Source organism: Cryobacterium sp. TMT1-3 (genome assembly GCF_004402315.1).
GTDB lineage: Bacteria > Actinomycetota > Actinomycetes > Actinomycetales > Microbacteriaceae > Cryobacterium > Cryobacterium luteum.
Genome location: NZ_SOFW01000006.1, coordinates 204,555 through 230,184, shown reverse-complemented (window position 1 = coordinate 230,184; position 25,630 = coordinate 204,555). Strand labels below are relative to the sequence as shown.

The following is a 25,630-nucleotide window of genomic DNA, read 5'->3' as shown; positions in this document are numbered from 1 at the left end:
ATGAGCCTGAGCGTTCGCGTCATTCCCTGTCTCGACGTCGCCAACGGGCGCGTCGTCAAGGGGGTCAACTTTCAGAATCTGCGTGACGCCGGCGACCCGGTTGAACTCGCCCGCCGCTACTACGAGCAGGGCGCCGATGAGCTCACTTTTCTCGATGTCACGGCGACGGTCGACAATCGCGCAACAACGTACGACGTGGTGCGCGCGACGGCGGAGCAGGTGTTCATTCCGCTCACCGTCGGCGGCGGCATTCGCAGCGTCGAAGACGTCTCCCGGCTGCAGGCGAGCGGTGCCGACAAGGTCGGCGTCAACAGTGCAGCCATCGCCCGCCCGGCTCTGATCGGCGAAATCGCCGACCGGTTCGGTGCCCAGGTGCTCGTGTTGAGCCTCGATGTCAAACGTTCCCAGCGCACCGAGAGCGGCTTCGTCGTCACGACCCACGGTGGGCGCACCGAGACGGATCTGGACGCCGTCGCCTGGGCTCGACAGGCGATCGAGCTGGGCGCCGGGGAACTCCTGGTCAACTCGATCGACGCCGATGGCACCAAGGCCGGCTTCGACACCGAGCTCATCGCGCTCATGCGGGCTAACAGCCGGGTTCCGGTGATCGCCTCCGGCGGCGCCGGACGGGTTGAAGACTTCCCACCGGCAATCCGGGCCGGCGCGGACGCCGTGCTGGCGGCATCCGTTTTTCACTCTGCACAACTGACCATAGGCGACGTCAAGCGCGAACTGAGCGACGCCGGAATGCTGGTGCGCTGATGAGCGCAAAACTGACCGATCAGCTCGACGCTGCGATTTTCAACGATGCCGGGCTGCTGCCCGCCGTCATCCAGCAGTTCGACAGCCACGAGGTGCTCATGCTCGGCTGGATGAACCGGGAAGCGCTGCACCGCACTCTCACGGAGGGGCGCGTGACCTTCTGGTCCCGCAGCCGGCAGGAATTCTGGCGCAAGGGCGACACGTCCGGACACGCCCAGTACGTGCACTCCGCAGCCTTCGACTGCGACAACGACACCCTGCTCGTGCAGGTCGACCAGGTCGGAGCGGCCTGCCACACCGGCACGCGCACCTGCTTCGATGGCCGCGATCTCGGCGCAACAGCTCAGGAAAGGCCCCTGGAATGACCGACAGCACCCCGGCCGCGACCGGCGCCCGCACGGCCGGCTCCACCACGCGTGCTCAGTTCGACGCGCTCATCGACGCGCACCGGGTCATCCCGGTCATTCGTGAGCTCTTCGCCGACGGCGAAACCCCGGTCGGCATCTATCGCAAGCTCGCCAACGGCCTGCCGGGCAGTTTTCTGCTCGAATCCGCCGAACAGGGCGGAATATGGTCGCGATTCTCCTTCGTCGGCGTCTCCTCCTTCGGCGTGCTCACCCAGGAGGGTGACGACACCCGCTGGATCGACTACGGACTGTCCGCCGATCGCGCACTCGGCTCCGCCGCGACCCTTCGCCCGCTCGACGCCCTGGCCTTCCTGTTCGACCGCTGGCAGACCCCGCGGCTGCCCGAACACCCGCCGCTGACCGGCGGACTGGTCGGCTTTATCGGCTGGGAGGCGATTCGCCAGATTGAACGTCTGCCGCACCAGCCGCCGGCCGATTATGATGTGCCGGGCCAGTCCTTCAGCTTCGTCGCCGACCTCGTCGTACTCGACCACAAGTACGGCACCGTGCAACTGATCTCCAACGTCCTCGGCGACGGCACCGACACACCCGACGAGCTGTGGGCTGACGCGTGCGCACGCCTGGATTCCCTGCAGAAGCGCCTCGCCGCGCCCGCCGAAGCCTGGCTCGCCGAGGTTGACCTGCAGGCTCCGAGCGCGCCGAGCAATCGCACCACCCGTGATGATTTTCTCGCCGCCGTGAATGTCGGCAAGCAGCACATCATCGACGGTGACGTGTTCCAGGTCGTCATCTCGCAGCGCTTCGACCACGTGTGCACTGCCCACCCCATCGACGTCTACCGGGTGCTGCGCAGCCTCAATCCCAGCCCGTACATGTACCTGCTCAGCCTTGAGACGCCGGGCGGTGACCCCTACTGGATCGTCGGTTCGTCACCAGAAGCGCTCGTCAAGGTGCAGGATCAGCGTGTCTTCACGCACCCGATCGCCGGCTCCAAACCGCGCGGCGGCACACCGGATGCCGACGCCGACTACGCGATCGAACTCGCCGAAGACCCGAAGGAACGGGCAGAGCACCTCATGCTCGTCGACCTCGCCCGCAACGACCTGCTCAAGGTCTGCGCGGCCGGTTCCGTCGAGGTGACCGAGTTCATGCGCATAGAACGGTTCAGCCACATCATGCACCTGGTCTCCTCGGTCGAGGGCAACCTCGTGCCCGGCAAGACCGCCATCGACGTCTTCCGTGCCACCTTTCCGGCCGGAACGCTGTCGGGCGCGCCGAAACCGCGGGCACTTGAAATCATCGACGCCCTCGAACCCACCCAACGCGGCGTGTACGGGGGAGTGGTCGGCTACTTCGGCTTCGCCGGCGACGCCGACCTTGCCATCGCCATCCGCACCGCCACCATCAAGGACGGCATCGCCCGTGTTCAGGCCGGCGGCGGCGTCGTCACCGACTCCGATCCGGCTTCCGAGTACCAGGAATCGCAGAACAAGGCGGCCGCGCCGTTGCGTGCGGTGGCCGTGGCCAACGCGATGCGCCGGGTGTACTGATGAAACGACGGATGCCTCCGCGCCGGCTCAAACTCGTTCTCATCCTCACGATCCTGGGCGCGAGTTCCCTCGCGCTGCTGGCGTGGACCCAGGTGTGGATTAAGGCCGAAGTCGGGCTGCCCGACGCCGGCACCCAGGTGCTGGAGATCGACGGTGCCGTCGCCGCTCCCGCGCTGACGGCACTGGCCCTGTCCGGATTCGCTCTTGCCGGAGCCCTCACCATAGCCGGGCGGGTCATCCGTATCGTGCTCGGAGCACTTGAAATGCTGCTGGGCTTTTCGGTGTTCCTCGCTGCGTTTCTCGCGGTCGAGGACCCCGCCCAGGCCAGCGCGGCAGCGGTCACCGCCGCGACGGGGATCGCCGGGCACGAATCCATCAGGCTCAGCGTGCTCGGCACGGTCGTCACGACCTGGCCGTTCGTCGCCCTGGCTGCCGCTGTCATCATGGCGGCCACCGGGCTGGCCGTCATCCTGACCAGCGCCCGCTGGCCGGGCCCGACGCGCAAATACCAGGCCGTACGGTTTGAAACGGTGGCGTCGCCCGACGGGCCCGACACCATCGCGCCCGTCGGCCACGCGCCCGTCGAACTCGCACCAAACGACTCCGTCGGTGACTGGGACGACCTCAGCCGCGGCGAAGACCCGACCGCTCGCTGAACGCCAGCCCTCGCTCCGCTAGACTTGACCCGCTTGTCAACGCACAGAGCGATACGTATTCACGAGGAGAACCATGAGCATCGATCCGTCAGATCCCGGACACGGCCACTCCGCGGCGGCCTGGACGGCCGTCACCATCATGCTGGCAGCTTTCACGATCGGCACCATCGCCTTCTTCTTCGAGCTGGCCTGGCTCGTCTGGGCGTCGTTCGGTTTGCTTATTGTGGGAGTCATTGTCGGCTACGTGCTGAGCAAGGTCGGCTACGGCGTCAGCGCCCTACCAGCCCCGCATGGAAACTAAGCGGCTGCGCTGAAACCTGGTGCTTCAAGAACTTCTCGCTGGCGCGCTTTCCGACGCCGAACAACGCCTCCACACTCGCCCGCTGGCGAGTGTGGAGGCTGCGGCGCGCGCCCACGCGCCCGCCCTCGACGCGCTGGCAGCGCTGGCCCCGACCGACCGCGTGAAGATTCTCGCCGAGATCAAGCGGTCCAGCCCGAGTCGCGGCTCCCTGGCGGCCATCACCGACCCGGCAGCGCTGGCCGTCTCCTACGAGACCGGCGGGGCGAGCGCCATCAGCGTGCTCACCGAGGGTCGGCGTTTTCACGGTTCCCTGACTGACCTCGAGCAGGTGCGGGCTGCGGTGAGCATTCCCATCCTGCGCAAGGACTTCATCGGCACGGCGTATCAGGTGTTCGAGGCCCGCGCGGCCGGCGCCGACCTTGTGCTGCTCATCGTGGCGGCCCTCGACCAGGGCACTCTGGTCTCGCTGCACGATCTCATCCGTGAGCTCGGCATGACCGCGCTGGTCGAAACGCACAGCGCTGATGAGGTGAGCCGGGCGCTCGATATCGGCGCGAATCTGGTCGGAGTCAACGCGCGCAACCTGTCCACCTTCGACCTTGACCAGAACCTTTTCGGCACTCTCGCCGATAAAATCCCGTCCGGCGTCATCCGTGTCGCCGAATCCGCCGTCAAAACCGCCGCTGACGTCGCACATTATCGTGCTGCGGGCGCCGACGTCGTCCTGGTCGGCGAAGCGCTCGTCACGAGTGATCCCATCCGAACCCTCTCCGAGTTTTTGGCGGTTTAACATGTCTTTGCGAAATGAATCCTTGCGTTTGCAGTCCGGGCCGTACTTCGGCGAATTCGGCGGCCGGTTCGTTCCCGAGTCCCTCGTGGCGGCCCTCGACGAACTCACAGCGGAATACGAGCTCGCCAAGAAGGATCCCGCCTTCGCTGCGGCGCTGATGGAGTTGCATCGCAACTACACCGGGCGCCCCTCCATCATCACCGAGGTGCCGCGCTTCGCCGAGTATGCCGGTGGCGCCCGCATCATCCTCAAACGCGAAGACCTCAACCACACCGGCTCACACAAGATCAACAACGCGCTCGGACAAGCCTTGCTGACCAAGCGGATCGGCAAGACTCGCGTGATCGCTGAAACCGGAGCCGGCCAGCACGGAGTGGCCACGGCCACCGTCGCCGCCCTGTTCGGACTGGAATGTGTCGTCTACATGGGCGAGGTCGATACCGAGCGTCAGGCCCTCAACGTGGCACGGATGCGCCTGCTCGGCGCCGAAGTCGTGCCGGTCAAGACCGGCTCACGCACCCTGAAAGACGCCATCAACGACGCCATGCGTGACTGGGTCACCAACGTTGAGACCACCAACTACATCTTCGGAACCGTGGCCGGACCGCATCCGTTTCCCGCCATGGTGCGCGACTTTCAGAAGATCATCGGGGAAGAGGCCCGGCAGCAGGTTCTCGACCTGACCGGCAGCCTGCCGGACGCCGTCACCGCCTGCGTCGGCGGTGGCTCGAACGCCATGGGAATCTTTCACGCTTTCCTCGACGATGCCGATGTTGCGCTGTTCGGCTATGAAGCGGCCGGCGACGGCGTTGAAACATTGCGGCACGCAGCCACCATCACCAAGGGCCGTCCCGGGGTGCTGCACGGCGCCCGCAGCATGCTGCTGCAGGATGAAGACGGTCAGACCGTTGAATCGCACTCCATTTCGGCGGGCCTCGACTACCCGGGGGTCGGTCCGGAGCACGCCTGGCTCTCGAGCATCGGCCGGGCTACCTACCTGCCGATCACCGATGATGAGGCGATGAGCGCCCTGCGGCTGCTGAGCCGCACGGAGGGGATCATTCCGGCGATCGAATCGTCGCACGCCCTCGCCGGCACTCTCGCACTCGGCCGCGCACTCGGCCCGGAGGCGACCATCCTGGTCAACCTCAGCGGGCGCGGCGACAAGGACATGGAAACAGCTGGCCGATACTTCGACCTGCTCGACGAAGGCGCGGAGCAGTCATGAGCACCCCGAAAATCAGCGACGCGGTCGCCGGAGGCGTGGTGAGCACGGTCGAACAGACCATTTCCCGGCGACGCTCCGAGGGCGGCGGCGCCTTGATCGGGTACCTGCCGGTGGGGTTTCCCACACTGACCGAGAGCATCGACGCCGCGGTGGCCCTCGTCGCCAACGGCGTCGACATCATCGAACTCGGCCTTCCCTACTCCGACCCGGTCATGGACGGCCCGGTCATTCAGGCGGCCACCCAGCAGGCACTCGCCAACGGCTTCAAACTGCGTCACGGGTTCGAAGCCATCAGGGCCATCACTGCCCAGGTCGACGCCCCCGTACTCGTCATGACCTACTGGAACCCGGTCGTGCAGTACGGCGTTGAGCGCTTCGCCGACGACCTGCGCGCTGCGGGCGGCGCCGGTTTGATCACGCCCGACCTGATCCCCGACGAAGCGGGCGACTGGATGGATGCAAGCATTCGTACTGGACTCGACCGGGTCTTCCTGGCCGCACCGTCCTCGTCCGATGCTCGCCTGATCCAGGCAATCGAAGCCAGCCGCGGCTTCGTCTACACCGTTTCCACGATGGGGACGACCGGCGCTCGCGCTGGCGTCGACGCGGCCGCACGCATCCTGGTCGAGCGTTTACGCGCGGTCGGCTGCACGAGCGCGTGTGTCGGCCTCGGCATCTCCACCCCGGAGCAAGTGCGCGAGATCCTGGGCTATGCCGACGGCGCCATTGTCGGTTCGGCCCTCGTGAAGGCGCTCACCGACGGGGGAGTGCCGGCCGTTGCGCGTTTGGCACTGCAACTCGCTGCGGGCGCGCAAGATATTCGCCCAGCCTCATCGCCCGGGTAAATCCAGGCGCGATCTACACTAAATAGTTCGAGACAATCGATCGATTCGCCCCCGGTGACGTGAGTCACGATGAAAGGTAGTACCCAGGTGTCCTTGAGTCTTTTGAGCACGAGTATCCCGAGCCCCGACTGGAGCTTCTTCGATCTCGGCCCCTTCCGCATTCACGCTTACGCGCTGTGCATTCTCGCCGGAATCATCCTCGCTACGATCATCACTTCCCGCCGCCTGACCAGGCGCGGCGCCGAGCCGGGGGTCGTGCTCGACATCATCCTGTGGGCCGTTCCGCTGGGTATCGTCGGGGCCCGCATCTACCACGTGCTCACCCACCCCGGTGATTACTTCTTCGAGGGTGCCGATCTGCTGCGTACCCTGTACATCTGGGAGGGCGGAAACGCTATCTTCGGGTCGCTGCTGGGCGGAGCGGTCGGTGCGTACATCGGCTGTCGTCTGGCCGGCATCCGCTTCTGGACCTTCGCCGACGCTGTCGCCCCCGCTCTTCTGGTCGCGCAGGCCACCGGCCGTCTGGGCAACTGGTTCAACACGGAACTGTTCGGTCTGCCGACGACCCTGCCCTGGGGACTGGAAATTCCGTCAAGCAATCCGGCCTTCCCGCTTGGACTGCCGGCCGACACCCTGTTTCACCCGACTTTTCTCTACGAGATCATCTGGAACTTGCTCGGCGTCGCGGTCATCCTCTACCTCGAGCGCAAGTTCCGCCTGCGCTTCGGCCAGACCCTGGGCGCTTACCTCATCTGGTATGGTCTGGGTCGCAGCTTTTTTGAGTCGATTCGCATTGACCCGAGCGAGATTTACTTCGGAATCCGCACAAATGTCTGGGCGGCCATCGCGGCCATCGCGCTCGGCATTGTGATCATTCTCGTGCAGCGGCACCGCCACCCGGGCCTGGAACCCAGCCCGTACGTACCCGGTCGCGAATGGATTGCGCCGGACGCTGGGGTAGAATTCGATGACAGCGATTCGGAGTCTGACGATAACAACACCGAATCATCCGAGGCCCAAGCCACAAGCTCGAGCGCTTCTCGACTGTAGACACAGTTCGCTGCATCTCAGCTGACACTCTCCGAGCGTCGCCCGGTTCGGGCCCGGCCCGAACCGGGCGCCCGTTACTGTTTTTCCTGCACACTTCTTCTTCGGGCCAGCGTCGTCCCTTACTGCCAGTCATTTCGTGAGGACGGTCTCAATGGCGCAGAAACCTCTTTATTCCCGCTTCAGCAGCATGCCTGAAGCTTCGGGGCTGTATGACCCCTCGGCCGAACGCGACGCGTGCGGCCTGGCCATGGTGGCGACCCTGCGCGGAACCGCCGGGCACGACATCATCACCCAGGCCCTCGACGCGCTGCGCAACCTCGAACACCGCGGCGCGGTCGGCTCCGATGCCGGAACCGGTGACGGTGCCGGCATCATCACGCAGATACCGGATGCCTTCCTGCGCGCCGTCACCGATTTCGCGCTTCCCCCGGTGGGCCAGTACGCCGTCGGCAACGTATTTCTGCCGACCGACCCGACCGCTCGCACCGGAATCAAACGAGCGATCAGTCTCATCGCCGACGAGGAAAGCCTCACCATCCTTGGCTGGCGTGAGGTTCCGGTGCACCCGGAGGACCTCGGCAGCCAGGCACGCGCCAACATGCCCGCCATTCAGCAGTTGTTCGTGCAGAGCACCCGCACCACCGAAGCGGGCGAGCCTGCGTCCGACATCGGCCTCGATCGCCAGACCTTCCGGCTGCGCAAGCGCGCTGAACGTGAGCTTGAGATCTACTTCGTCTCGCTGTCCTGCCGCACCCTGGTGTACAAGGGCATGGTCACGACCCTGCAGCTTGAGCCGTTCTACCCCGATCTATCCGACGAACGCTTCGTCTCGACGCTCGCCCTCGTGCACTCCCGCTACTCCACTAACACGTTCCCCTCGTGGCCGCTCGCGCAACCGTTCCGCATGATCGCCCACAACGGCGAGATCAACACGGTGCAGGGCAACCGCAATTGGATGCGGGCGCGCCAGTCCCAGCTCGAGTCCGATCTGCTCGGCGACCTGGCCCCGCTGCTGCCGATCGTTACTCCGGGCGCGAGCGACTCCGCCTCGTTCGACGAGGTTGTCGAACTGCTCAGCCTGTCCGGGCGGTCGCTGCCGCACGCCATCATGATGATGGTGCCGGAAGCCTGGGAAAACCAAACCGACCTCGACGACGAACGTCGCGACTTCTACGAATACCACTCCATGCTCATGGAGCCGTGGGACGGCCCCGCTGCGATCGTGTTCACCGACGGGTCCCTGGTCGGCGCGACGCTCGACCGTAACGGCCTGCGTCCCGGCCGCTACCTCATCACCGACGACGGCCTCGTCGTGCTCGCGAGCGAGATCGGCGTGCTCGGCATCGATCCGGCTCGTGTTGTGCGTAAGGGACGACTGCGCCCCGGCCAGATGTTCCTGGTCGACACCGTGGCGGGCCGCATCATCGACGACAGCGAGATCAAGGCCGAACTATCGGCGAGCGAACCGTGGGGAGACTGGCTCCAGACGGGGCGCATCAACCTCAAGGATCTTCCGGAGCGGGAGCACATTGTGCACCCGCCGGCCTCCGTTGTGCGTCGCCAGCGCACCTTCGGCTACACCGAGGAAGAGGTGCGCATCATCCTCGCTCCGATGGCCCGTACCGGCGCCGAACCGCTCGGCGCCATGGGCAGCGACACCCCCATCGCCGTGCTGAGCGACCGCCCGCGGCTCATGTTCGACTACTTCACCCAGCAGTTCGCGCAGGTCACCAACCCGCCGCTCGACTCGATCCGGGAAGAAGTGGTCACGAGCCTCAAGCTCGGTCTCGGTCCGGAGCGCAACCTGCTCAGCGCCGGCCCCGAGCATGCCCGGCAGGTAATTTTGGACTTCCCGGTCATTGACAACGACGAACTGGCTAAGATCCAGCACATCGACCCCGTTGTCGGCAGCCGCACCACCACGACCATTCGCGGCCTGTACCGCTTCGAAGAAGGCGCAGACGCGCTTTCGAAGCGGCTCGCCGCCATCTGCGTCGAGGTCGATGAGGCCATCGACGCCGGCGCCCTGTTCATCGTGCTGAGCGACCGCGATTCCAACAAGGACCTCGCACCGATTCCGTCGCTGCTGATGATCGCCGCCGTGCATCACCACCTGATCCGCACGGAGAACCGCATGAAGGTCGGCATCGTGGTCGAGGCCGGCGACGTGCGCGAGGTGCACCACGTGGCACTGCTCATGGGTTACGGCGCTTCTGCCGTCAACCCGTACCTGGCCATGGAAACCTGCGAAGACCTCGTTCGCAGCGGCATCATCACCAACGTCACACCCGAAAAGGCGGTGAGTAACGTCATCAAGGCCCTCGGCAAGGGCGTGCTCAAGATCATGTCCAAGATGGGCATCTCTACCGTGTCGTCCTATGCCGGCGCGCAGACTTTCGAAGCCGTCGGCCTGGCCCAGTCCTTCGTCGATCAGTACTTCACCGGCACGACGAGCAAACTCGGTGGCGTCGGCATCGACGTGATCGGGGTAGAAAATCTGTCTCGGCACGCATCCGCTTACCCCATGGATGCCGCGGTGACCGCTCACGAGCGCCTTGCGACCGGTGGCGAGTATCAGTGGCGCCGCGACGGGGCTCCGCACCTGTTCAACCCGGAGACCATCTTCCGACTGCAGCACGCCACACGCACGCGGCGCTACGACATTTTCCGTGAATACACCAAGCTGGTCGACGACCAGGCCGAAGCCCTCATGACGCTGCGCGGCATGTTCACGCTCAACCCGGGCCAGCGGCCGCCCGTGCCGCTCGACGAGGTCGAGTCGGTCTCGCAGATCGTCAAGCGGTTCTCCACCGGTGCGATGAGCTACGGGTCCATCTCGCAGGAAGCGCACGAGACGCTCGCGATCGCGATGAACCGCCTCGGCGGCAAATCCAATACCGGCGAGGGCGGCGAAGACCTCGACCGGTTGCTCGACCCGACCAGGCGCAGCGCGGTCAAGCAGGTCGCGTCCGGGCGATTCGGTGTGACGAGTATGTACCTCACCCACGCCGATGACATCCAGATCAAACTCGCCCAGGGGGCCAAGCCCGGCGAGGGCGGCCAGCTGCCGCCCACCAAGGTCTACCCGTGGATCGCCCGCACCCGACATGCAACGGCCGGCGTCGGTCTCATCTCGCCGCCCCCGCATCACGACATCTATTCGATCGAAGATCTCAAGCAGCTCATCTTCGACCTGAAACGGGCCAACCCCAAGGCGCGCATCCACACCAAACTGGTCAGCCAGTCTGGTATCGGAGCCGTCGCGGCGGGCGTCGCCAAGGCGCTCTCCGACGTGATCCTGATCAGCGGGCACGACGGTGGAACGGGCGCCAGCCCGGTCAATTCGCTCAAGCACGCCGGTACGCCGTGGGAACTCGGCCTCGCCGAAACCCAGCAGACGCTCATGCTCAACGGCATGCGTGACCGCGTGGTCGTGCAGGTCGACGGCCAGCTGAAGACCGGCCGTGACGTACTCATCGGTGCGCTGCTCGGTGCTGAGGAATTCGGTTTCGCCTCCGCCCCGCTCGTGGTGGCCGGCTGCATCATGATGCGCGTCTGCCATCTTGACACCTGCCCGGTCGGCGTCGCCACGCAGAACCCGGAGCTGCGGGGGCGCTTCGCCGGTCAAGCCGACCACGTCGTGAACTTCTTCGAGTTCATCGCGCAGGAAGTGCGCGAGTACCTCGCCGAACTCGGTTTTCGCAGCCTTGAGGAGGCCATCGGCCACCGTGAGGTACTGGGCATGAACCGCGCCCTCACGCACTGGAAGGCGCAGGGACTCGACCTCTCGCCCATTCTGAGCGGTCCGGACTTCTCCGAGAGCGAACCACGCAAGTGGGCGCGCGCGCAGGAGCACGAACTCGACAAGCATTTCGACAACGAGCTCATTCGTCGGAGCCAGAGTGTGCTTGAACACGGCGGCACGGTCAGAATCGACCTGCCGATCCGCAACACCGAACGCGCCGTCGGCACCATGCTCGGCAACCAGGTCACGCTCCGCCACGGTGAAAACGGCCTGCCGACCGGGTCCATCGAGGTCACCCTCACCGGGTCGGCCGGGCAGTCCTTCGGGGCGTTCCTGCCGAGCGGCATCACCCTGCGGCTCGAAGGCGAATCCAACGATTACGTCGGCAAGGGCCTGTCGGGCGGGCAGATCATCGTGCGACCCGACCGGGCGAGCCAATTCCCGGCCGAAGACAACGTCATCGCCGGCAACGTCATCGGCTATGGCGCAACCCAGGGCAGCATGTTCATTCGCGGCATCGTCGGCGAACGATTCCTGGTGCGCAACTCCGGAGCGATCGCCGTCGTCGAGGGCGTTGGCGACCACGCCCTGGAATACATGACCGGCGGCCTCGCTGTCATCCTCGGCGACACCGGGCGCAACCTCGGCGCCGGCATGAGCGGCGGAACCGCCTACGTCTACGGGCTGACCGCCGAACGCGTCAACCGCGACGCGCTGACGTCGGGGGAGCTGCGACTGCTGTCCCTCGACAGTGTCGACCGTGAGATCGTGCGCGATCTGCTCGAACAACACCGGGACCAGACCGACTCGGCACTCGCTGCGCGAATGTTGGACAACCTGGAAGAAACCATGAACACTTTTGTCAAGGTGCTGCCGCGCGACTACGCGGCCGTACTGGAGACCAGACAAACGGCCGTCGCCGAGGGACTCGATCCCGACGGACTCGTCGTCTGGAATCGAATTCTGGAGGTAACCAATGGCTGATCCGAAGGGATTCCTGAAAACCACGGAACGTGAGCTTCCCGCTCGCCGGCCGGTGGCCATCCGCTTGATGGACTGGAAAGAGGTCTACGAGCAGGGAGATGCCGCCGTGCTCAAGCGGCAGGCCGGGCGCTGCATGGACTGCGGCGTACCGTTCTGTCATCAGGGCTGCCCGCTCGGCAACCTCATTCCCGAATGGAATGACCTGGTCTGGCGCGATGAGGGTCGCGCAGCCATCGAACGCCTGCACGCCACGAATAACTTTCCCGAATTCACCGGACGGCTCTGCCCGGCACCGTGCGAATCATCGTGTGTGCTCGGCATTAACCAGCCGGCCGTCACCATCAAGCAGGTCGAGGTGTCGATCATTGACCAGGCCTTTGCAAAAGGCTGGGTGCAGCCGCAGCCGCCCGGCCGTCTGACCGGCAAAACCGTCGCTGTCGTCGGCTCCGGCCCCGCCGGTCTGGCTGCCGCCCAGCAGCTCACCCGCGCCGGCCACACCGTCGCCGTGTTCGAACGTGACGATCGTATCGGCGGGCTGCTGCGCTACGGCATTCCCGACTTCAAGATGGAAAAGAAGCACCTGGAACTGCGCCTCGCGCAGATGACGGCCGAAGGTACCCGGTTCCGCGCCAACGTCAACATCGGCGTGGACATCACCTGGGACGACCTGCGTGCTCGGTACGACGCGGTCGTGGTCGCGACCGGCGCCATGGTTCCCCGCGACCTGCCCGTTCCGGGCCGTGACCTGCCCGGGGTGCACTTCGCCATGGAATACCTCGTGCAGCAGAACAAGATCGGCGCCGGCGGCAGCATCGAAGCTCAGATCACCGCCGAAGGCAAGCATGTCGTGGTCCTCGGCGGCGGTGACACCGGAGCCGACTGCATCGGGACCGCGCACCGCCAGCTGGCCGCCTCCGTCACCAACCTCGCGATCGGCAAGCAGCCGGGTACCACCCGACCGGAGCACCAGCCGTGGCCGATGTCGCCTACCTTGTTCGAGGTCTCCAGCGCCCACGAAGAGGGCGGCACCCGCCAGTACCTCGCGTCCACGGTCGAATTCCTGGCCAACGAATTCGGCGAGGTGCGAGCCATTCGCATCGCCGAGACGGAATACCTCGACGGACGCCGCGTTCCCAAGGCCGGCACCGAGCGAGAGATTCTGGCCGACCTCGTGCTGCTCGCCATGGGCTTCACCGGCCCGGAACCAGACGAGCTCAGCCACCAGCTGAAACTGCCGTTCGATGGCCGCGGCAACGTGGAACGCGACGGCCATTACCAGACCAGCCATGAGGGCGTCTTCGTCGCCGGCGACGCCGGTCGCGGCCAGTCGCTCATCGTGTGGGCCATCGCCGAGGGCCGGGCCGCTGCGGCCGCCGTCGACCAGTTTCTGGAGGGTCAGACGCAGCTGCCGTCTCCCGTTAAGCCCACGGACCGCTCATTCGCCCTCTAATCCACTAGCATTCCTGCACCACGTCGTAATGCGCCCGAACAGCGCGGAAATCGGAGATTCACCAGAATGAGACGCGCAAAAATCGTCGCCACCCTCGGGCCTGCAGCTGCCAGCTACGAGCAGATCAGAGCGCTCATCGACGCGGGCGTTGATGTCTGCCGCATGAACCTGAGCCACGGCAACTACCAGGTGCACGAAAGCGTTTACGCCAACGTGCGCAAGGCCGCGAACGACTCGGGGCGTGCCGTCGCCGTCATGGTCGACCTTCAGGGTCCCAAGATTCGCCTCGGCAAGTTCGAGGGCGGCCCGTACGAACTCGCCGTCGGCGACATCTTCAAGATCACCACCGAAGACGTGCTCGGCACCAAGGAACTCTCCGGAACGACCTTCAAGGGCCTGCCGCACGACGTGCACCCCGGTGACTTCCTGCTCATCGACGACGGCAAGGTGAAAGTCCAGGTCGTTGAAACGGATGGCGTCGTCGTCACCACGCGCGTCATCGTCGCCGGCCCGGTCTCCAACAACAAGGGCATCAACCTGCCCGGCGTGGCCGTCAATGTGCCCGCCCTGTCGGAGAAGGATGAGGCCGACCTGCGCTGGGGCCTCCGCCTTGGCGCCGACCTCATCGCGCTGTCCTTCGTGCGCAGCGCCGAGGACATCACCCGCGTGCACGAGATCATGGCCGAAGAAGGTCGCCGCGTTCCCGTGATCGCCAAGATCGAGAAGCCGCAGGCCGTCGACAACCTGGAAGAAATCGTCGACGCCTTCGACGCGATCATGGTCGCTCGCGGCGACCTCGGCGTTGAGCTTCCGCTCGAGGCCGTGCCCATCGTGCAGAAGCAGGCCGTGGAGATCGCCCGCCGCATGGCCAAGCCGGTCATCGTCGCCACACAGATGCTCGAATCCATGATTCTGAGCCCGGTACCGACCCGCGCCGAGACGAGCGACGTCGCCAACGCCGTGCTCGACGGTGCGGATGCCGTCATGCTCAGCGGTGAGACCAGCGTCGGAGAATACCCGGTCGTCACGGTGCAGACCATGGCCCGCATCGTCGAGTCCACCGAGGTGCACGGCCTGGAACGCATCGGCAAGCTGACCAACCGCCCCCGCACCCAGGGCGGCGCAATCACCCTGGCCGCCATCGAGGTTGCCGAGTTCGTCGACGCCAAGTTCCTCTGCATCTTCACCGAGTCCGGCGATTCGGCCCGGCGCATGTCCCGTCTGCGGTCGAAGATTCCCATGCTGGCCTTCACACCGGAGCCGGGCATCCGTCGTCGTCTCGCCCTCACTTGGGGAGTTCAGACCTTCCTGGTGGAGCCGGTGACCCACACCGACGCCATGTTCGGCCAGGTCGACGACATTCTCATCGGTCAGGGCCTCGCCGAAATCGGTGACAAGGTCGTCGTCATCTCCGGTTCCCCTCCCGGAATCGTCGGCTCGACGAACGACATCCGCGTGCACCGTGTGGGCGACGCCCACAACGAGGTCGCACCGGCCTACGTCAAGAAGTAGCGCTTGGCACGAAAGCCCCGCCCGGGTTGTCCCGGGCGGGGCTTTCGTGCGTACCAACTCAGAACTCGACTCTGCACACACGTGCACGCCGACGGTTGACTAACCGTGGTATCTGGTACCGGTGGTGGGACTCGAACCCACACGTCCTTGCGAACAAAGCATTTTGAGTGCTCCGCGTCTGCCATTCCGCCACACCGGCTTGCAACTACTCGTTCAGAATACCGTAGGCTTTCCTCGTGACCGACCAAGACAGCACCCCCACCCCTCCGCGCCGCGTTGTCGTCGCTGAGGATGAATCCCTCATCCGCCTCGACATCGTCGAGATTCTGCGCGACAACGGCTTTGAAGTCGTCGGCGAAGCCGGTGACGGAGAAACAGCGGTCGCCCTGGCACGGGAACTCCGCCCTGACCTGGTCATCATGGACGTCAAGATGCCTCAGCTCGACGGAATCAGCGCGGCCGAGCGCCTCTCGAAGGAGCACATCGCCCCGGTCGTTCTGCTGACCGCGTTCAGCCAGAAGGAACTGGTCGAGCGCGCTACCGAAGCCGGCGCCCTCGCCTACGTCGTGAAGCCGTTCACCCCGAACGACTTGCTGCCCGCGATCGAGATCGCCCTCTCGCGCTATAGCCAGATCATCACCCTCGAAGCCGAGGTCGCCGACCTGGTCGAGCGCTTCGAGACTCGCAAGCTCGTCGACCGCGCGAAGGGCCTGCTCAACGAGAAGATGGGCCTGACCGAGCCGGAAGCCTTCCGTTGGATTCAGAAAGCTTCCATGGACCGTCGACTTACCATGCACGACGTGTCGCAGGCGATCATCGAGCAGCTCAGCGCCAAAAAGTAACGCACTTTCCGCAAAAAGGGGCCCGGCAGATTCTGCCGGGCCGTTTTGCGTCCTGCCTGGTTTCGGCTGAGGGCTAGCCGGATGCCCTGTCGGCGGTGTCCGATACTCTCAGATGAGGAAAGGCGGCGCATGTTCTTACTGGACGACAGCGTGGTGACGAGCGCGAGCGACCTGAGCGCGGCATCCGTTTGCGAGTTCGCGTTTCTGCGCCGTATCGACGCGAGACTCGGCCGCATCGACGCGGTGCCCGACCCGGTCGACGCCCTGCTCGAACGCACGTCGCGGCTCGGTGACGAGCACGAGCATCGGGTGCTCGAACGCTACCGGCACGCGCAGTCGGTCGCAGAAATCGCCCGGCCAGAGAGGATGTCGCGCGCGGCCATCGAGACCGCCGCCGACGACACCCGGCTGGCCTTCACCGAGGGCGCCGAGGTCATCTTTCAAGCCACCTTCTTTGACCCCGACTTCGGAGAGGAAACCGCAAACGGCCACATCGCCTTCGTCGGATTCGCCGACTTCATCGTGCGGCAGAACGACGGCGCCTGGCTGCTGCAGGACACCAAGCTCGCCCGGCACGCCAGGGTCACCGCCCTGCTGCAGCTCGCCGCGTACGCGGAACAGCTTGAGCGCATCGGGGTTGAAACGGCCGGCACTGTTGAGTTGCTGCTCGGCGACGGCTCGGTCAGCGTGCACCATCTCGCTGACATTCGCCCGGTGTACCGCAAACGCAAGCACCGCCTCGTGCAGATCATCGCGGAACGCCTGAGCGACACCGCCGTCGTCGCGTGGGGGGACCCGCGCTATACCGTCTGCGGGCGTTGTGCCACCTGTGAGCTGGAGGTGCAGCAGCATCGCGACCCATTGTTGGTAGCCGGGCTGCGTTTGTCGCAGCGGGCTCGGCTCGCGGCCGGAGGCATTCGCTCCGTTGATGACCTCGCGGCGTCCACCGGCGCAATCGAAGGCATGGCCGATTCGACCCTCGCCGCGCTTCGCACGCAGGCCCTGCTGCAACTGCAGGCGGTCGCGGGCACAGCCCCACCGGTCGACCTGTACAACCCGGGAGCGCTGGTCGCGCTCCCAGAGCCGAACCCCGGAGATATCTTCTTCGACTTCGAGGGTGACCCGCTCTACTCTGAGACGTACGCGACCGAAACAGACGCGACCGAACCCGCCAGCACGCAGTGGGGCCTTGACTACCTGTTCGGTTTGGTCGACACCGATGAAGAGTTCCGTGCCTTCTGGGCGCACACCTGGGCCGATGAGAAGCAGGCGCTTACCGATTTCCTGGCGTACCTCGCCGACCGTCGAGCTCGGCACCCCGGCCTGCACGTGTACCACTACGCCGCCTACGAGCGCACCCACCTGCTCAGCCTCGCAGCGCGCCACGGCGTCGGCGAGGAGCAGGTCGACCAACTGCTGCGGGAGAACGTGCTGGTCGACCTGTATCCGCTCATTCGCAAGACCATGCGGGTTGGCTCACGTTCGTACTCGATCAAGAAACTCGAACCGCTCTACATGGGCACCGAACTGCGAGGCGGTGAAGTCACCAAAGCGGCCGATTCCATCACCGAATACGCGGCCGCGCGCGACTTGCACGCGCACGGCGACCGGTCAGAAGCCCAGCGTATGCTCCACTCCATCGCGGACTACAACCGCTACGACTGTGTGTCAACGTTGCGCCTGCGCGACTGGCTGCTCGCCCTGGCGCGTGGGGCAGGCGTCCGCTCGGCCGACACCCAGCTCGTGACGGATGCCGACACGCTCGAACCGTCACCGGTGCGCGACGCGCTACTCGCCGTTGCGGTCACGGCTGGCCACACGCCGCGCAGTAGCGACGAGACGGCGGCCGCCTTCGCCGCCGCCGCCATCGATTATCACCGCCGGGAGCAGAAGAGTTTCTGGTGGGGCCACTACTTCCGGCTCGAGTACCCGATCGACGAGTGGCAGGACACCCGCGATGTGCTCATCGTCGAACGGGTAGACGTTGACCGGGACTGGTTTCGCGAGGGCCAGCAGCGCGTCGACCGCCGCCATCTCTGGCTTCGCGGGCGACTTGCCCCTGGCAGCAGCATCAAGCCGGGCGACCAGGCCGGCCCCTACCTGCTCTATGAATACCCGGGCCCGTTTAAGAACCCCGACACCTCCGAGGGCTCCCGCACCCACCGCACCGTGAAAGTGCTCGAGGTAGCCGACGACGGCGGCATCCTGGTCGAAGAGACCCTGCAGAATAACGTTGCCCGGTACGATCACCGGCCGAGTGCCGTCGCACCGGCCGCGCCGCCCCGGGCGATGCAGCAAAAACCCGCCATCGACGAGTGGGCCGCAGCCATCGTCGACGCCCAGCCGGGCTGGCCGAACGACCCGATGGTCGACATTCTGCGCCGCACCCCGCCGCGCACCCGCACGGGGCACCTCGCTGCCGTTCCGGCCGCTGGCACCATGATCGACGCTGTCATCGCGACCCTGCTCGACCTCGACCGCTCCTTTCTCGCGATCCAGGGCCCGCCCGGCACGGGCAAGACCTACCTCGGCGCCCACGTCATCACCGCCCTCGTGCAACAGCACGGCTGGAAGATCGGTGTCGTCGCCCAGTCCCACGCGGTCGTCGAGAATCTCCTTGGCGCCGTCGTTTCGGCCGGGCTCGATCCGGCCCTCGTCGGCAAGGTGGCGAAGACGGGGGCCGACGAGGCTGAAGTCGGCTACACGATGCTGCCGAAAGACGGCCAGCTGCTGTTCGCACTCGATCACACGGCCACCGGATTCGTGATCGGCGGCACCGCCTGGGACTTCAGCAATCCGGCGCGCGTGCCCCGCCACAGCCTCGATCTGCTGGTCGTCGACGAAGCCGGGCAGTTCTCACTCGCCTCGACCATCGCCGCAAGTGTCGGCACCCAAAACCTGCTGCTGCTGGGCGACCCGCAACAGCTGCCGCAGGTGAGCCAGGGAACCCACCCGGAGCCGATCGACCAGTCGGCGCTTGGCTGGGTCGCGGCCGGCCATGACGTGCTACCAGCCGCGCAAGGCTATTTTCTGGCTGAGAGTCGACGCCTGCATCCTGCGGTCACCGCGCCGGTCTCACGTCTCTCCTATGGCGGTCTGTTGCGTGCTAACCCGGTCACCTCGACACGGTCGCTTGCTGGCGTCGCGCCAGGGGTGCACGCCGTTCCGGTCATACACACCGGCAACGCCGTCTCCTCACCCGAAGAGGCGCAGGCAGTGGTCGCCCTCGTGCGCGCCGCGCTGGACCGGCTGTGGACCGACCCGACCGCGGGGCGCCGCAACGACCCATTGGCTGCAGCGGATGTCATCGTCGTCACCCCTTACAACGCCCAGGTGGTCCTCGTGCGCCAGGCCTTAACCGATGCCGGGTATTCCGGCGTGCGGGTCGGCACGGTGGATAAGTTCCAGGGCCAGGAGGCGGCTGTCGCGATCGTCACGCTCGCGGCCAGCTCGGCCGATGACGTGCCGCGCGGCATGGCCTTCCTCATTCTGAAGAATCGGCTGAATGTAGCCATCTCGCGGGCTCAATGGGCCGCGTACCTGGTCTATTCACCGGCGCTGACCGAATACCTGCCGGTGACGCCCGCTGGCGTCGCCGAACTCAGTGCGTTCATCGGCCTGATCGAGCCGGAAAACTAGCCTCGCGGCGGAAGGTCCTTAATGATGTTCGTGATGCGTATCGTCGAGCAGCGCCGCCCGGCGTCGTCCGTGACCACAATCTCGTGCGTGGTGAGCGTGCGGCCCAGGTGGATCGGCGTGCAAACTCCGGTGACGTAGCCGGTCGTCGCCGAGCGATTGTGCGAGGCGTTGATCTCGATACCGACGGCGAGCTTTCCCGGACCGGCGTGCAGGTTCGCGGCCATCGAGCCGAGCGACTCGCCGAGCACGACGTAAGCGCCACCGTGCATGAGCATGGCGGGCTGGGTGTTGCCGGCCACCGGCATCCGTGCCACGGCCCGGTCAATGGTGAACTCGGTGAACTCCAGCCCCATCTTGTCGGCCAGGTCTCCGCCGCCGCGCTGCTGAACCCAGGCGAGTGCGTCGTCAGTCGTATCGAACATGATCACCTTTGGTCGGGGGAGCCCACGTGGGAAGACACTTGTAGGCTGGGGGAGTGTTGGACTCCGAAAAGCCTACCCTGATGATCATCGACGGCCATTCCCTGGCATTCCGGGCGTTCTTCGCCCTGCCAGTGGACAGCTTCCAGACCCACGCCGGGCAGCATACGAACGCCATCCACGGATTTCTGTCGATGCTGCTCAGCCTGCTGCGCAACGAGAAGCCGACGCACCTCGCGGTTGCATTCGACATCTCCCGTGCCTCCTTTCGCACCAGGGAATACCCCGAGTACAAGGGCACCCGCAATGCGACGCCGCCGGAGTTTCTCGGCCAGATTCCGCTGCTTCAGGAAGCCCTCGCCGCGATGAACATCACGACCATCACCAAGGAAGACTACGAGGCCGACGATATTCTCGCGACGCTGTCGGTCGAAGGGACAGCGGCCGGCTACAACGTGCTCGTCGTCTCCGGCGACCGGGACGCCATCCAGTTGGTCAACGAGACCGTCACCCTGCTGTACCCCGCGAGCCAGGGCGTGTCAGCCCTCACCCGCTACGATCCGGCCCGGGTGCGTGAACGCTACGGCATCGAGCCCGAGCAGTATCCCGATGTCGCCGCTCTCGTCGGCGAAACCAGCGACAACCTGATCGGCATCAGCAAGGTCGGCGAGAAAACCGCGGTCAAGTGGCTTGGCTTGTACGGCAGCCTCGACGGAATCCTGGAACACGCTGAGGAGATCAAGGGCGTCGTGGGCAACAACCTGCGCGAGCAAAAAGAGAACGCGATTCGCAACCGCCGTCTCAACCGCCTGGTCACCAACCTGGAGTTGCCGCTGGCCGTGGCCGCCCTCGAACGCGGCGCCATGGACACCGACGCCGTGCGCGACATCTTCACCCGCCTCGAGTTCAAGACCCTGCTCGACCGGGTGCTCAAACTCGCCGGTGAGGACCCGGCGGTTGAAGCGGCCGTCGCCGTCATCGATGAGGTGCCCGCCGTTCAAGCCCCCGTCGCGCAGGATCTGCTCGACGAAGAATTGCAGTCCTGGCTTGACCGGGCCACAGCCGCCCGCCCGGCCGGACTCGGCCTGACCGTCGAGGTACAGGACGGCAAAGCGATCGGTTTCGGACTAGCCAGTCCGACCGAGACCATCAACCTGCCCTGGCAGGCCGATCGCAAGGACTACGCCCCGCTCGAAGCGTGGCTCGCCAGCGACGCCCCGAAGATCATGAACGACGCCAAACACCAGGTGAAAGCGCTGCGCCGCAGCGGACTGCCCTTCGCCGGTCTGGCCTTCGACACCTTGGTGGGGGCCTGGCTTATCCGCCCCGGTGGCCCGGACAAGACCCTGGCCGACCTGGTCTCGCGCTATCTCGACGAAACGCTGCCGATCGCCGACCCCAACCAGCTCGTACCCGACGAGACCCAGCAGGCCGGCTCCCCTGCCCAGGCCTGGTACACGATGCGGGTGTTCGCTGCTGTTGAACAGGCGCTCGACCCCGGCTCGCTCAAGCTGCTGCTGGAGATCGAGCTGCCAACCCTGCTGGCCCTCGCCGACATGGAACTCGCCGGAGTCAGTGTGTCGCACGAGCAACTCGCCGAGCTGTCCGCTGAGCTGGGGGCCAGTACGGCGAGCCTCGCCGCGGCGGCCTACGCCGAGATCGGCCGTGAGGTCAACCTTGGGTCGCCCAAGCAGCTGCAGGACGTCCTGTTCGAGCAGCTGGAGATGCCGAAGACCCGGGCCAACAAGACCGGATTTTCAACGGATGCCGGCGCCCTTGCCGACCTGCAGGCCAGCAACCCGCATCCGTTCCTCGATCTGCTGCTCAAGCATCGCGACGCCACCAAGCTGCGCCAGATCGTAGAAACGCTCGACAAGGCGATCGACACGACCGGCCGCATCCACACCACCTACGTGCAGATCGGCACCACCACCGGCCGCATTTCGTCGAACGACCCGAACCTGCAGAACATCCCGGTGCGCACCGAGGAGGGCCGGCGCATCCGCGCCGCGTTCCAGGCCGGCGCCGACAGCGAGAGCCTGCTCACCGCCGATTACTCGCAGATCGAGATGCGCATCATGGCGCACCTCTCCGAGGACGCCGGGCTGATCGAAGCCTTCAACGCCGGGGAGGACCTGCACCGTTTCGTCGGTTCGCGCATCTTCGGTGTCGACCCCGCCGATGTTTCCGGTGAGATGCGCAGCAAGGTGAAGGCCATGAGCTACGGGCTCGCCTACGGCCTCAGCGCCTTCGGGCTGTCCAAGCAGTTGCGCATCGACACCAAAGAGGCCAAGCAGCTCATGACCGACTACTTCGAGCGGTTCGGCGCGGTGCGTGACTACCTGCGCAACGTCGTCGAGCAGGCCAAGGTCGACGGTTACACCGAGACCATCTACGGTCGGCGCCGTCCCTTTCCCGACCTGGCCAGCCCGAAACGCGTGCTGCGCGACAATGCCGAGCGGGCCGCCCTCAACGCGCCCATCCAGGGGTCGGCCGCCGACATCATGAAGATCGCCATGAATGGAATTGCCGCCGACCTGACGGACGCCTCGATGGAGTCCCGCATGCTGCTGCAGGTGCACGACGAATTGATCTTCGATGTTGCCCCGGGGGAATGGGAGGCTCTGCGCCTCGTCGTCACCGACAACATGGAGTCCGCTGCCGACCTGCTCGTCCCGCTGACCGTACAGGTGGGGCGCGGCGCCAACTGGGACGAAGCCGCGCACTGATTGACGAGGGTCCTAGTCCGGCTGTCCGAGTGGACCCGTCCCCGATCCATCCGAAACCGTTTCCATACGGACCAACTCTGCCCGCCCTGCTCCACCGGAGACATCAAGTGTGAGCACCGGCCCGACATCGCGTGCATACAACTTGTACTCCAACACCTCAGGATCGATCGTGATGGTGTCTTTAGTGAGGAGAACTGAGTCAAAGTGGCCCAGTGGGACGTCCACCATCTCAGCAATGCTGAGGATCTCGCCGTTGTCCTCGGCTTCTCCCTGGTAGTACTCCTGTCGATATTTCATGCCAGGTGCCGGATCGGCGGGAATGGCGATCCCGGGCAGGGCACCATTAACTCCGGCCTCGAACGAGCCGCTTGTGGAGACGATCGCACCGTTCTCGAATTCCGCAGTATCTTCGCCGAGGTACCAGATCGCTCCTTGTCCGTCCTGCGCATACCAGTCAAACGTGTCCTCGATAATACTGTCGCCCCGAAAAACGGTGTCGCGTACGACGCGCGCGGTGATTCCGTTGGCGACCTCCTTTGTGTCGGTTGTCACTGTCACGACAGCAGTCAGCTCGTCCGACAACGCCGCACAGCACGGTGGCAGAACCGTGACGATCACGCTCTGCGAGTATGCCGGTGAGGCCGTGTTAGCTGTGGCGGATGATGGCCAGGGCATCCCGGCCCATTTGCGAGAGCGGGTTTTTGAACGCTTTGCGCGGGTTGACGAGGCAAGGTCCTCGTCAAACGGCATCAGCAACGGCAGTGGACTGGGGCTCGCAATAGCCAGGGAGCTCATCGCCGGCCATGGCGGAACGATCGCGATCGACCCAGGCCAGGCTGCGGGCATCCGTTTCGTGGTTCGACTTCCTCTTTCTCGGGGGGCGACACGCCCGGGCCCGGTGTTCTAGGCTCATGACATGACAAACGACTTCCAGCGCACTCCGACGGCTATCGATCAGATCGCTGAGAAGTGGGTGGACACCCTCGTCGACCTCGACCCCACCGTCGGCACCTACATCGGGCGCACCGAGGGTGACGGACGGTATGGGGACTATTCACCGGCCGGGCACGAACGATTCGTCGACGAGGCGAAGAAGACGATCGCCCAACTGGATGCCGCCCACCCGATCGACAGCGTCGACGAGGTCACGCACACCGACCTGCGCAGTGAGTTGTCGCTGAGCGTGGAAAGTTCTGAAGCGCAGTTGCAGCTGCGCGACCTCAACGTCATCGCCTCGCCAGCTCAGGAGATTCGTGAGATCTTCGACCTCATGCCCACCAAAACCGTTGACGACTGGGCCAACATCGCGTCGCGTCTGGGGAATCTTCCCGCCGCCGTCGATGGATACATCGAGACGCTTCGCCTCGGCATCGAACGCGGCGTGACGCCGGCGCGCCGCCAGGTGCGTGAGGTGCTGGTTCAGGCTCAGCGCCACGCCGCCAACGACGGATTTTTCGCTGAATTCGCCGCCAACGCCGCGCTCGAGGACGGCACTCTACCCGCCTCCCTGGCTAAAGACCTCGGACGTGGTGCCCGCCGCTCGGCGACCGCCTACGACAAACTGGCAGCATTCTTCAGCACCGAGCTCGAGGGCAAAGCCACCGAAGACGACGCGATCGGCCGTGACCTGTATACCCTCGCCTCGCGCCGCTTTCTTGGCGCCACGATCGACCTCGACGAGACCTACGAGTGGGGAATCGAAGAGCTCGCCCGCATGGTGGACGAGCAGGAGAAGGTCGCCGACCAGATCAAACCCGGCGCGAGCGTGCTCGAAGCCATCGCCTACCTCGACACCGACCCGAGCCGCAAGCTGCACGGCACCCAGGCACTGCAGGAGTGGATGCAGAAGACCAGCGACAAGGCTGTGGCCGATCTGGCCGAAACCCAGTTCGACATTCCCGATGACATCAAGACCATCGAGTGCATGATCGCTCCCACCCAGGAAGGCGGCATCTACTACACCGGACCGACCGACGACTTTTCCCGGCCGGGCCGCATGTGGTGGTCCGTTCCGGTCGGGGTGACCGAATTCGACACCTGGCGCGAACTCACCACCGTTTACCACGAGGGCGTGCCCGGCCACCACCTGCAGATCGGTCAGGCTGTCTACAACCGGGCCAAACTCAACACCTGGCGTCGCCAGTTGGCCGGCACCTCCGGCCACGCCGAGGGCTGGGCGCTTTACGCTGAACGATTGATGGAACAGCTCGGCTACCTCGACGACCCGGCGGACCGTCTGGGCATGCTCGACGGGCAGCGGATGCGCGCCGCTCGAGTCGTCCTCGACATCGGCGTGCACCTCGGCAAGACGCTGCCGGACGGTTCAGGTCCGTGGACCGCGGACCATGCTTTCGAATTCCTCGGCCAGAACGTCAATATGAACGAGAGCTTCGTGAAGTTCGAGGTCAACCGCTACTTGGGCTGGCCAGGCCAGGCTCCGTCGTACAAGGTGGGGCAGCGCATCTGGGAGCAACTCCGCGACGCTGCGAAGCAGCGACAGGGTGCGGCCTTCTCGATCAAGGAATTCCACCGCTCGGCTCTCGACCTGGGTGGCGTGGGGCTCGACACGTTGCGGGCGGCGCTGCTGAAGTAGGCATCCCCCTGGTGCGGTCACGCTTCGGCCCGCCGGACTGCGTGTGCTGGTGAAGTTGCCCGTGAGGGAGTCTGGTAGCTAGGATAGAGTGTCACATTTGTGGCGCCTATCCGCTGCCATGCGCGGAGCGTTCCACGGTCTATACCGCGGAACATGCATAAATCTGA

Annotated in this window: 19 protein-coding genes and 1 tRNA gene; 17 read left to right on the top strand and 3 right to left on the bottom strand. The window is 65.4% G+C overall.

Going from position 1 to position 25,630, the window contains the following annotated elements; genetic code table 11:
• The 12 genes from hisF to pyk all read left to right on the top strand — a co-directional run bounded on the left by hisF (position 1) and on the right by pyk (position 15,241).
• A complete protein-coding gene (hisF, locus tag E3O25_RS01595) occupies positions 1–762 on the top strand; it encodes an imidazole glycerol phosphate synthase subunit HisF (RefSeq protein WP_092107782.1) in 762 nt (253 codons plus the stop codon).
• Positions 762–1,127 (top strand): phosphoribosyl-AMP cyclohydrolase, encoded by a 366-nt coding sequence (hisI, locus tag E3O25_RS01590; RefSeq protein ID WP_092107784.1) that lies wholly within the window; start codon positions 762–764, stop codon positions 1,125–1,127. The genes hisF and hisI overlap by 1 nt, the downstream gene beginning before the upstream one ends.
• A complete protein-coding gene (locus E3O25_RS01585; protein WP_092107786.1) occupies positions 1,124–2,680 on the top strand; it encodes an anthranilate synthase component I in 1,557 nt (518 codons plus the stop codon). Before hisI ends, E3O25_RS01585 begins: the two co-directional genes overlap by 4 nt.
• Before the next feature lie 11 nt (positions 2,681–2,691).
• The gene (locus tag E3O25_RS01580) at positions 2,692–3,336 is read left to right on the top strand and encodes a Trp biosynthesis-associated membrane protein (protein ID WP_166805939.1); all 645 of its coding nucleotides are present in this window, start codon (positions 2,692–2,694) and stop codon (positions 3,334–3,336) included.
• Between the two features lie 73 nt (positions 3,337–3,409).
• Complete coding sequence (locus tag E3O25_RS01575) at positions 3,410–3,637, top strand: DUF6704 family protein (RefSeq protein WP_134360281.1); 228 nt, start codon at positions 3,410–3,412, stop codon at positions 3,635–3,637.
• A gap of 19 nt (positions 3,638–3,656) precedes the next feature.
• Positions 3,657–4,427 carry an indole-3-glycerol phosphate synthase TrpC gene (trpC, locus tag E3O25_RS01570; RefSeq protein WP_134360280.1) on the top strand — a complete coding sequence of 257 codons (771 nt, stop codon included), beginning with the start codon at positions 3,657–3,659 and terminating at the stop codon, positions 4,425–4,427.
• A 1-nt stretch (position 4,428) separates the two neighbouring features.
• Entirely contained in the window at positions 4,429–5,655 is a 1,227-nt protein-coding gene (gene trpB / locus E3O25_RS01565) for a tryptophan synthase subunit beta (RefSeq protein ID WP_134360279.1), read from the top strand.
• On the top strand, positions 5,652–6,500 hold the full coding sequence (gene trpA, locus E3O25_RS01560; protein WP_134360278.1) for a tryptophan synthase subunit alpha: 849 nt from the start codon (positions 5,652–5,654) through the stop codon (positions 6,498–6,500). Before trpB ends, trpA begins: the two co-directional genes overlap by 4 nt.
• Before the next feature lie 87 nt (positions 6,501–6,587).
• A complete protein-coding gene (gene lgt, locus E3O25_RS01555) occupies positions 6,588–7,550 on the top strand; it encodes a prolipoprotein diacylglyceryl transferase (protein WP_370448704.1) in 963 nt (320 codons plus the stop codon).
• A gap of 187 nt (positions 7,551–7,737) precedes the next feature.
• The gene (gltB, locus tag E3O25_RS01550) at positions 7,738–12,279 is read left to right on the top strand and encodes a glutamate synthase large subunit (protein ID WP_370448703.1); all 4,542 of its coding nucleotides are present in this window, start codon (positions 7,738–7,740) and stop codon (positions 12,277–12,279) included.
• Complete coding sequence (locus tag E3O25_RS01545) at positions 12,272–13,729, top strand: glutamate synthase subunit beta (protein WP_134360276.1); 1,458 nt, start codon at positions 12,272–12,274, stop codon at positions 13,727–13,729. The genes gltB and E3O25_RS01545 overlap by 8 nt, the downstream gene beginning before the upstream one ends.
• Before the next feature lie 66 nt (positions 13,730–13,795).
• Positions 13,796–15,241, top strand: a complete 1,446-nt coding sequence (gene pyk, locus E3O25_RS01540) for a pyruvate kinase (RefSeq protein WP_092107803.1) — start codon at positions 13,796–13,798, stop codon at positions 15,239–15,241.
• Between the two features lie 113 nt (positions 15,242–15,354).
• Here the strand turns inward: pyk and E3O25_RS01535 are convergent.
• A tRNA-Leu gene (locus E3O25_RS01535) sits at positions 15,355–15,440 on the bottom strand.
• Positions 15,441–15,477: 37 nt separating this feature from the next.
• Between E3O25_RS01535 and E3O25_RS01530 the strand changes: the two genes are divergently transcribed.
• Together E3O25_RS01530 and E3O25_RS01525 are read left to right on the top strand one after the other, a co-directional pair.
• Positions 15,478–16,083: an ANTAR domain-containing response regulator gene (locus tag E3O25_RS01530; RefSeq protein ID WP_035879545.1), complete on the top strand. Its 606-nt coding sequence runs from the start codon at positions 15,478–15,480 to the stop codon at positions 16,081–16,083.
• Positions 16,084–16,212: 129 nt separating this feature from the next.
• The gene (locus E3O25_RS01525; protein WP_134360275.1) at positions 16,213–19,722 is read left to right on the top strand and encodes a bifunctional RecB family nuclease/DEAD/DEAH box helicase; all 3,510 of its coding nucleotides are present in this window, start codon (positions 16,213–16,215) and stop codon (positions 19,720–19,722) included.
• Here the strand turns inward: E3O25_RS01525 and E3O25_RS01520 are convergent.
• Positions 19,719–20,144 carry a hotdog fold thioesterase gene (locus E3O25_RS01520; protein WP_092108157.1) on the bottom strand — a complete coding sequence of 142 codons (426 nt, stop codon included), beginning with the start codon at positions 20,142–20,144 and terminating at the stop codon, positions 19,719–19,721. The two genes, E3O25_RS01525 and E3O25_RS01520, sit on opposite strands and share 4 nt — an antisense overlap.
• Before the next feature lie 53 nt (positions 20,145–20,197).
• Here E3O25_RS01520 and polA point away from each other — a divergent pair, with 53 nt between their 5' ends.
• A complete protein-coding gene (polA, locus tag E3O25_RS01515) occupies positions 20,198–22,870 on the top strand; it encodes a DNA polymerase I (RefSeq protein WP_134360274.1) in 2,673 nt (890 codons plus the stop codon).
• A 12-nt stretch (positions 22,871–22,882) separates the two neighbouring features.
• Here polA and E3O25_RS17245 read toward each other — a convergent pair whose 3' ends face one another.
• Positions 22,883–23,428, bottom strand: coding sequence for a hypothetical protein (locus tag E3O25_RS17245; protein WP_206750203.1), 546 nt, complete (start codon positions 23,426–23,428; stop codon positions 22,883–22,885).
• On the opposite strand from E3O25_RS17245, the gene E3O25_RS01505 reads away from it, so the two are divergent.
• Positions 23,331–23,777: a sensor histidine kinase KdpD gene (locus tag E3O25_RS01505; RefSeq protein ID WP_092107811.1), complete on the top strand. Its 447-nt coding sequence runs from the start codon at positions 23,331–23,333 to the stop codon at positions 23,775–23,777. The two genes, E3O25_RS17245 and E3O25_RS01505, sit on opposite strands and share 98 nt — an antisense overlap.
• A 9-nt stretch (positions 23,778–23,786) precedes the next feature.
• A complete protein-coding gene (locus E3O25_RS01500; RefSeq protein WP_134360271.1) occupies positions 23,787–25,463 on the top strand; it encodes a DUF885 domain-containing protein in 1,677 nt (558 codons plus the stop codon).
• Positions 25,464–25,630 lie beyond the last annotated feature (167 nt).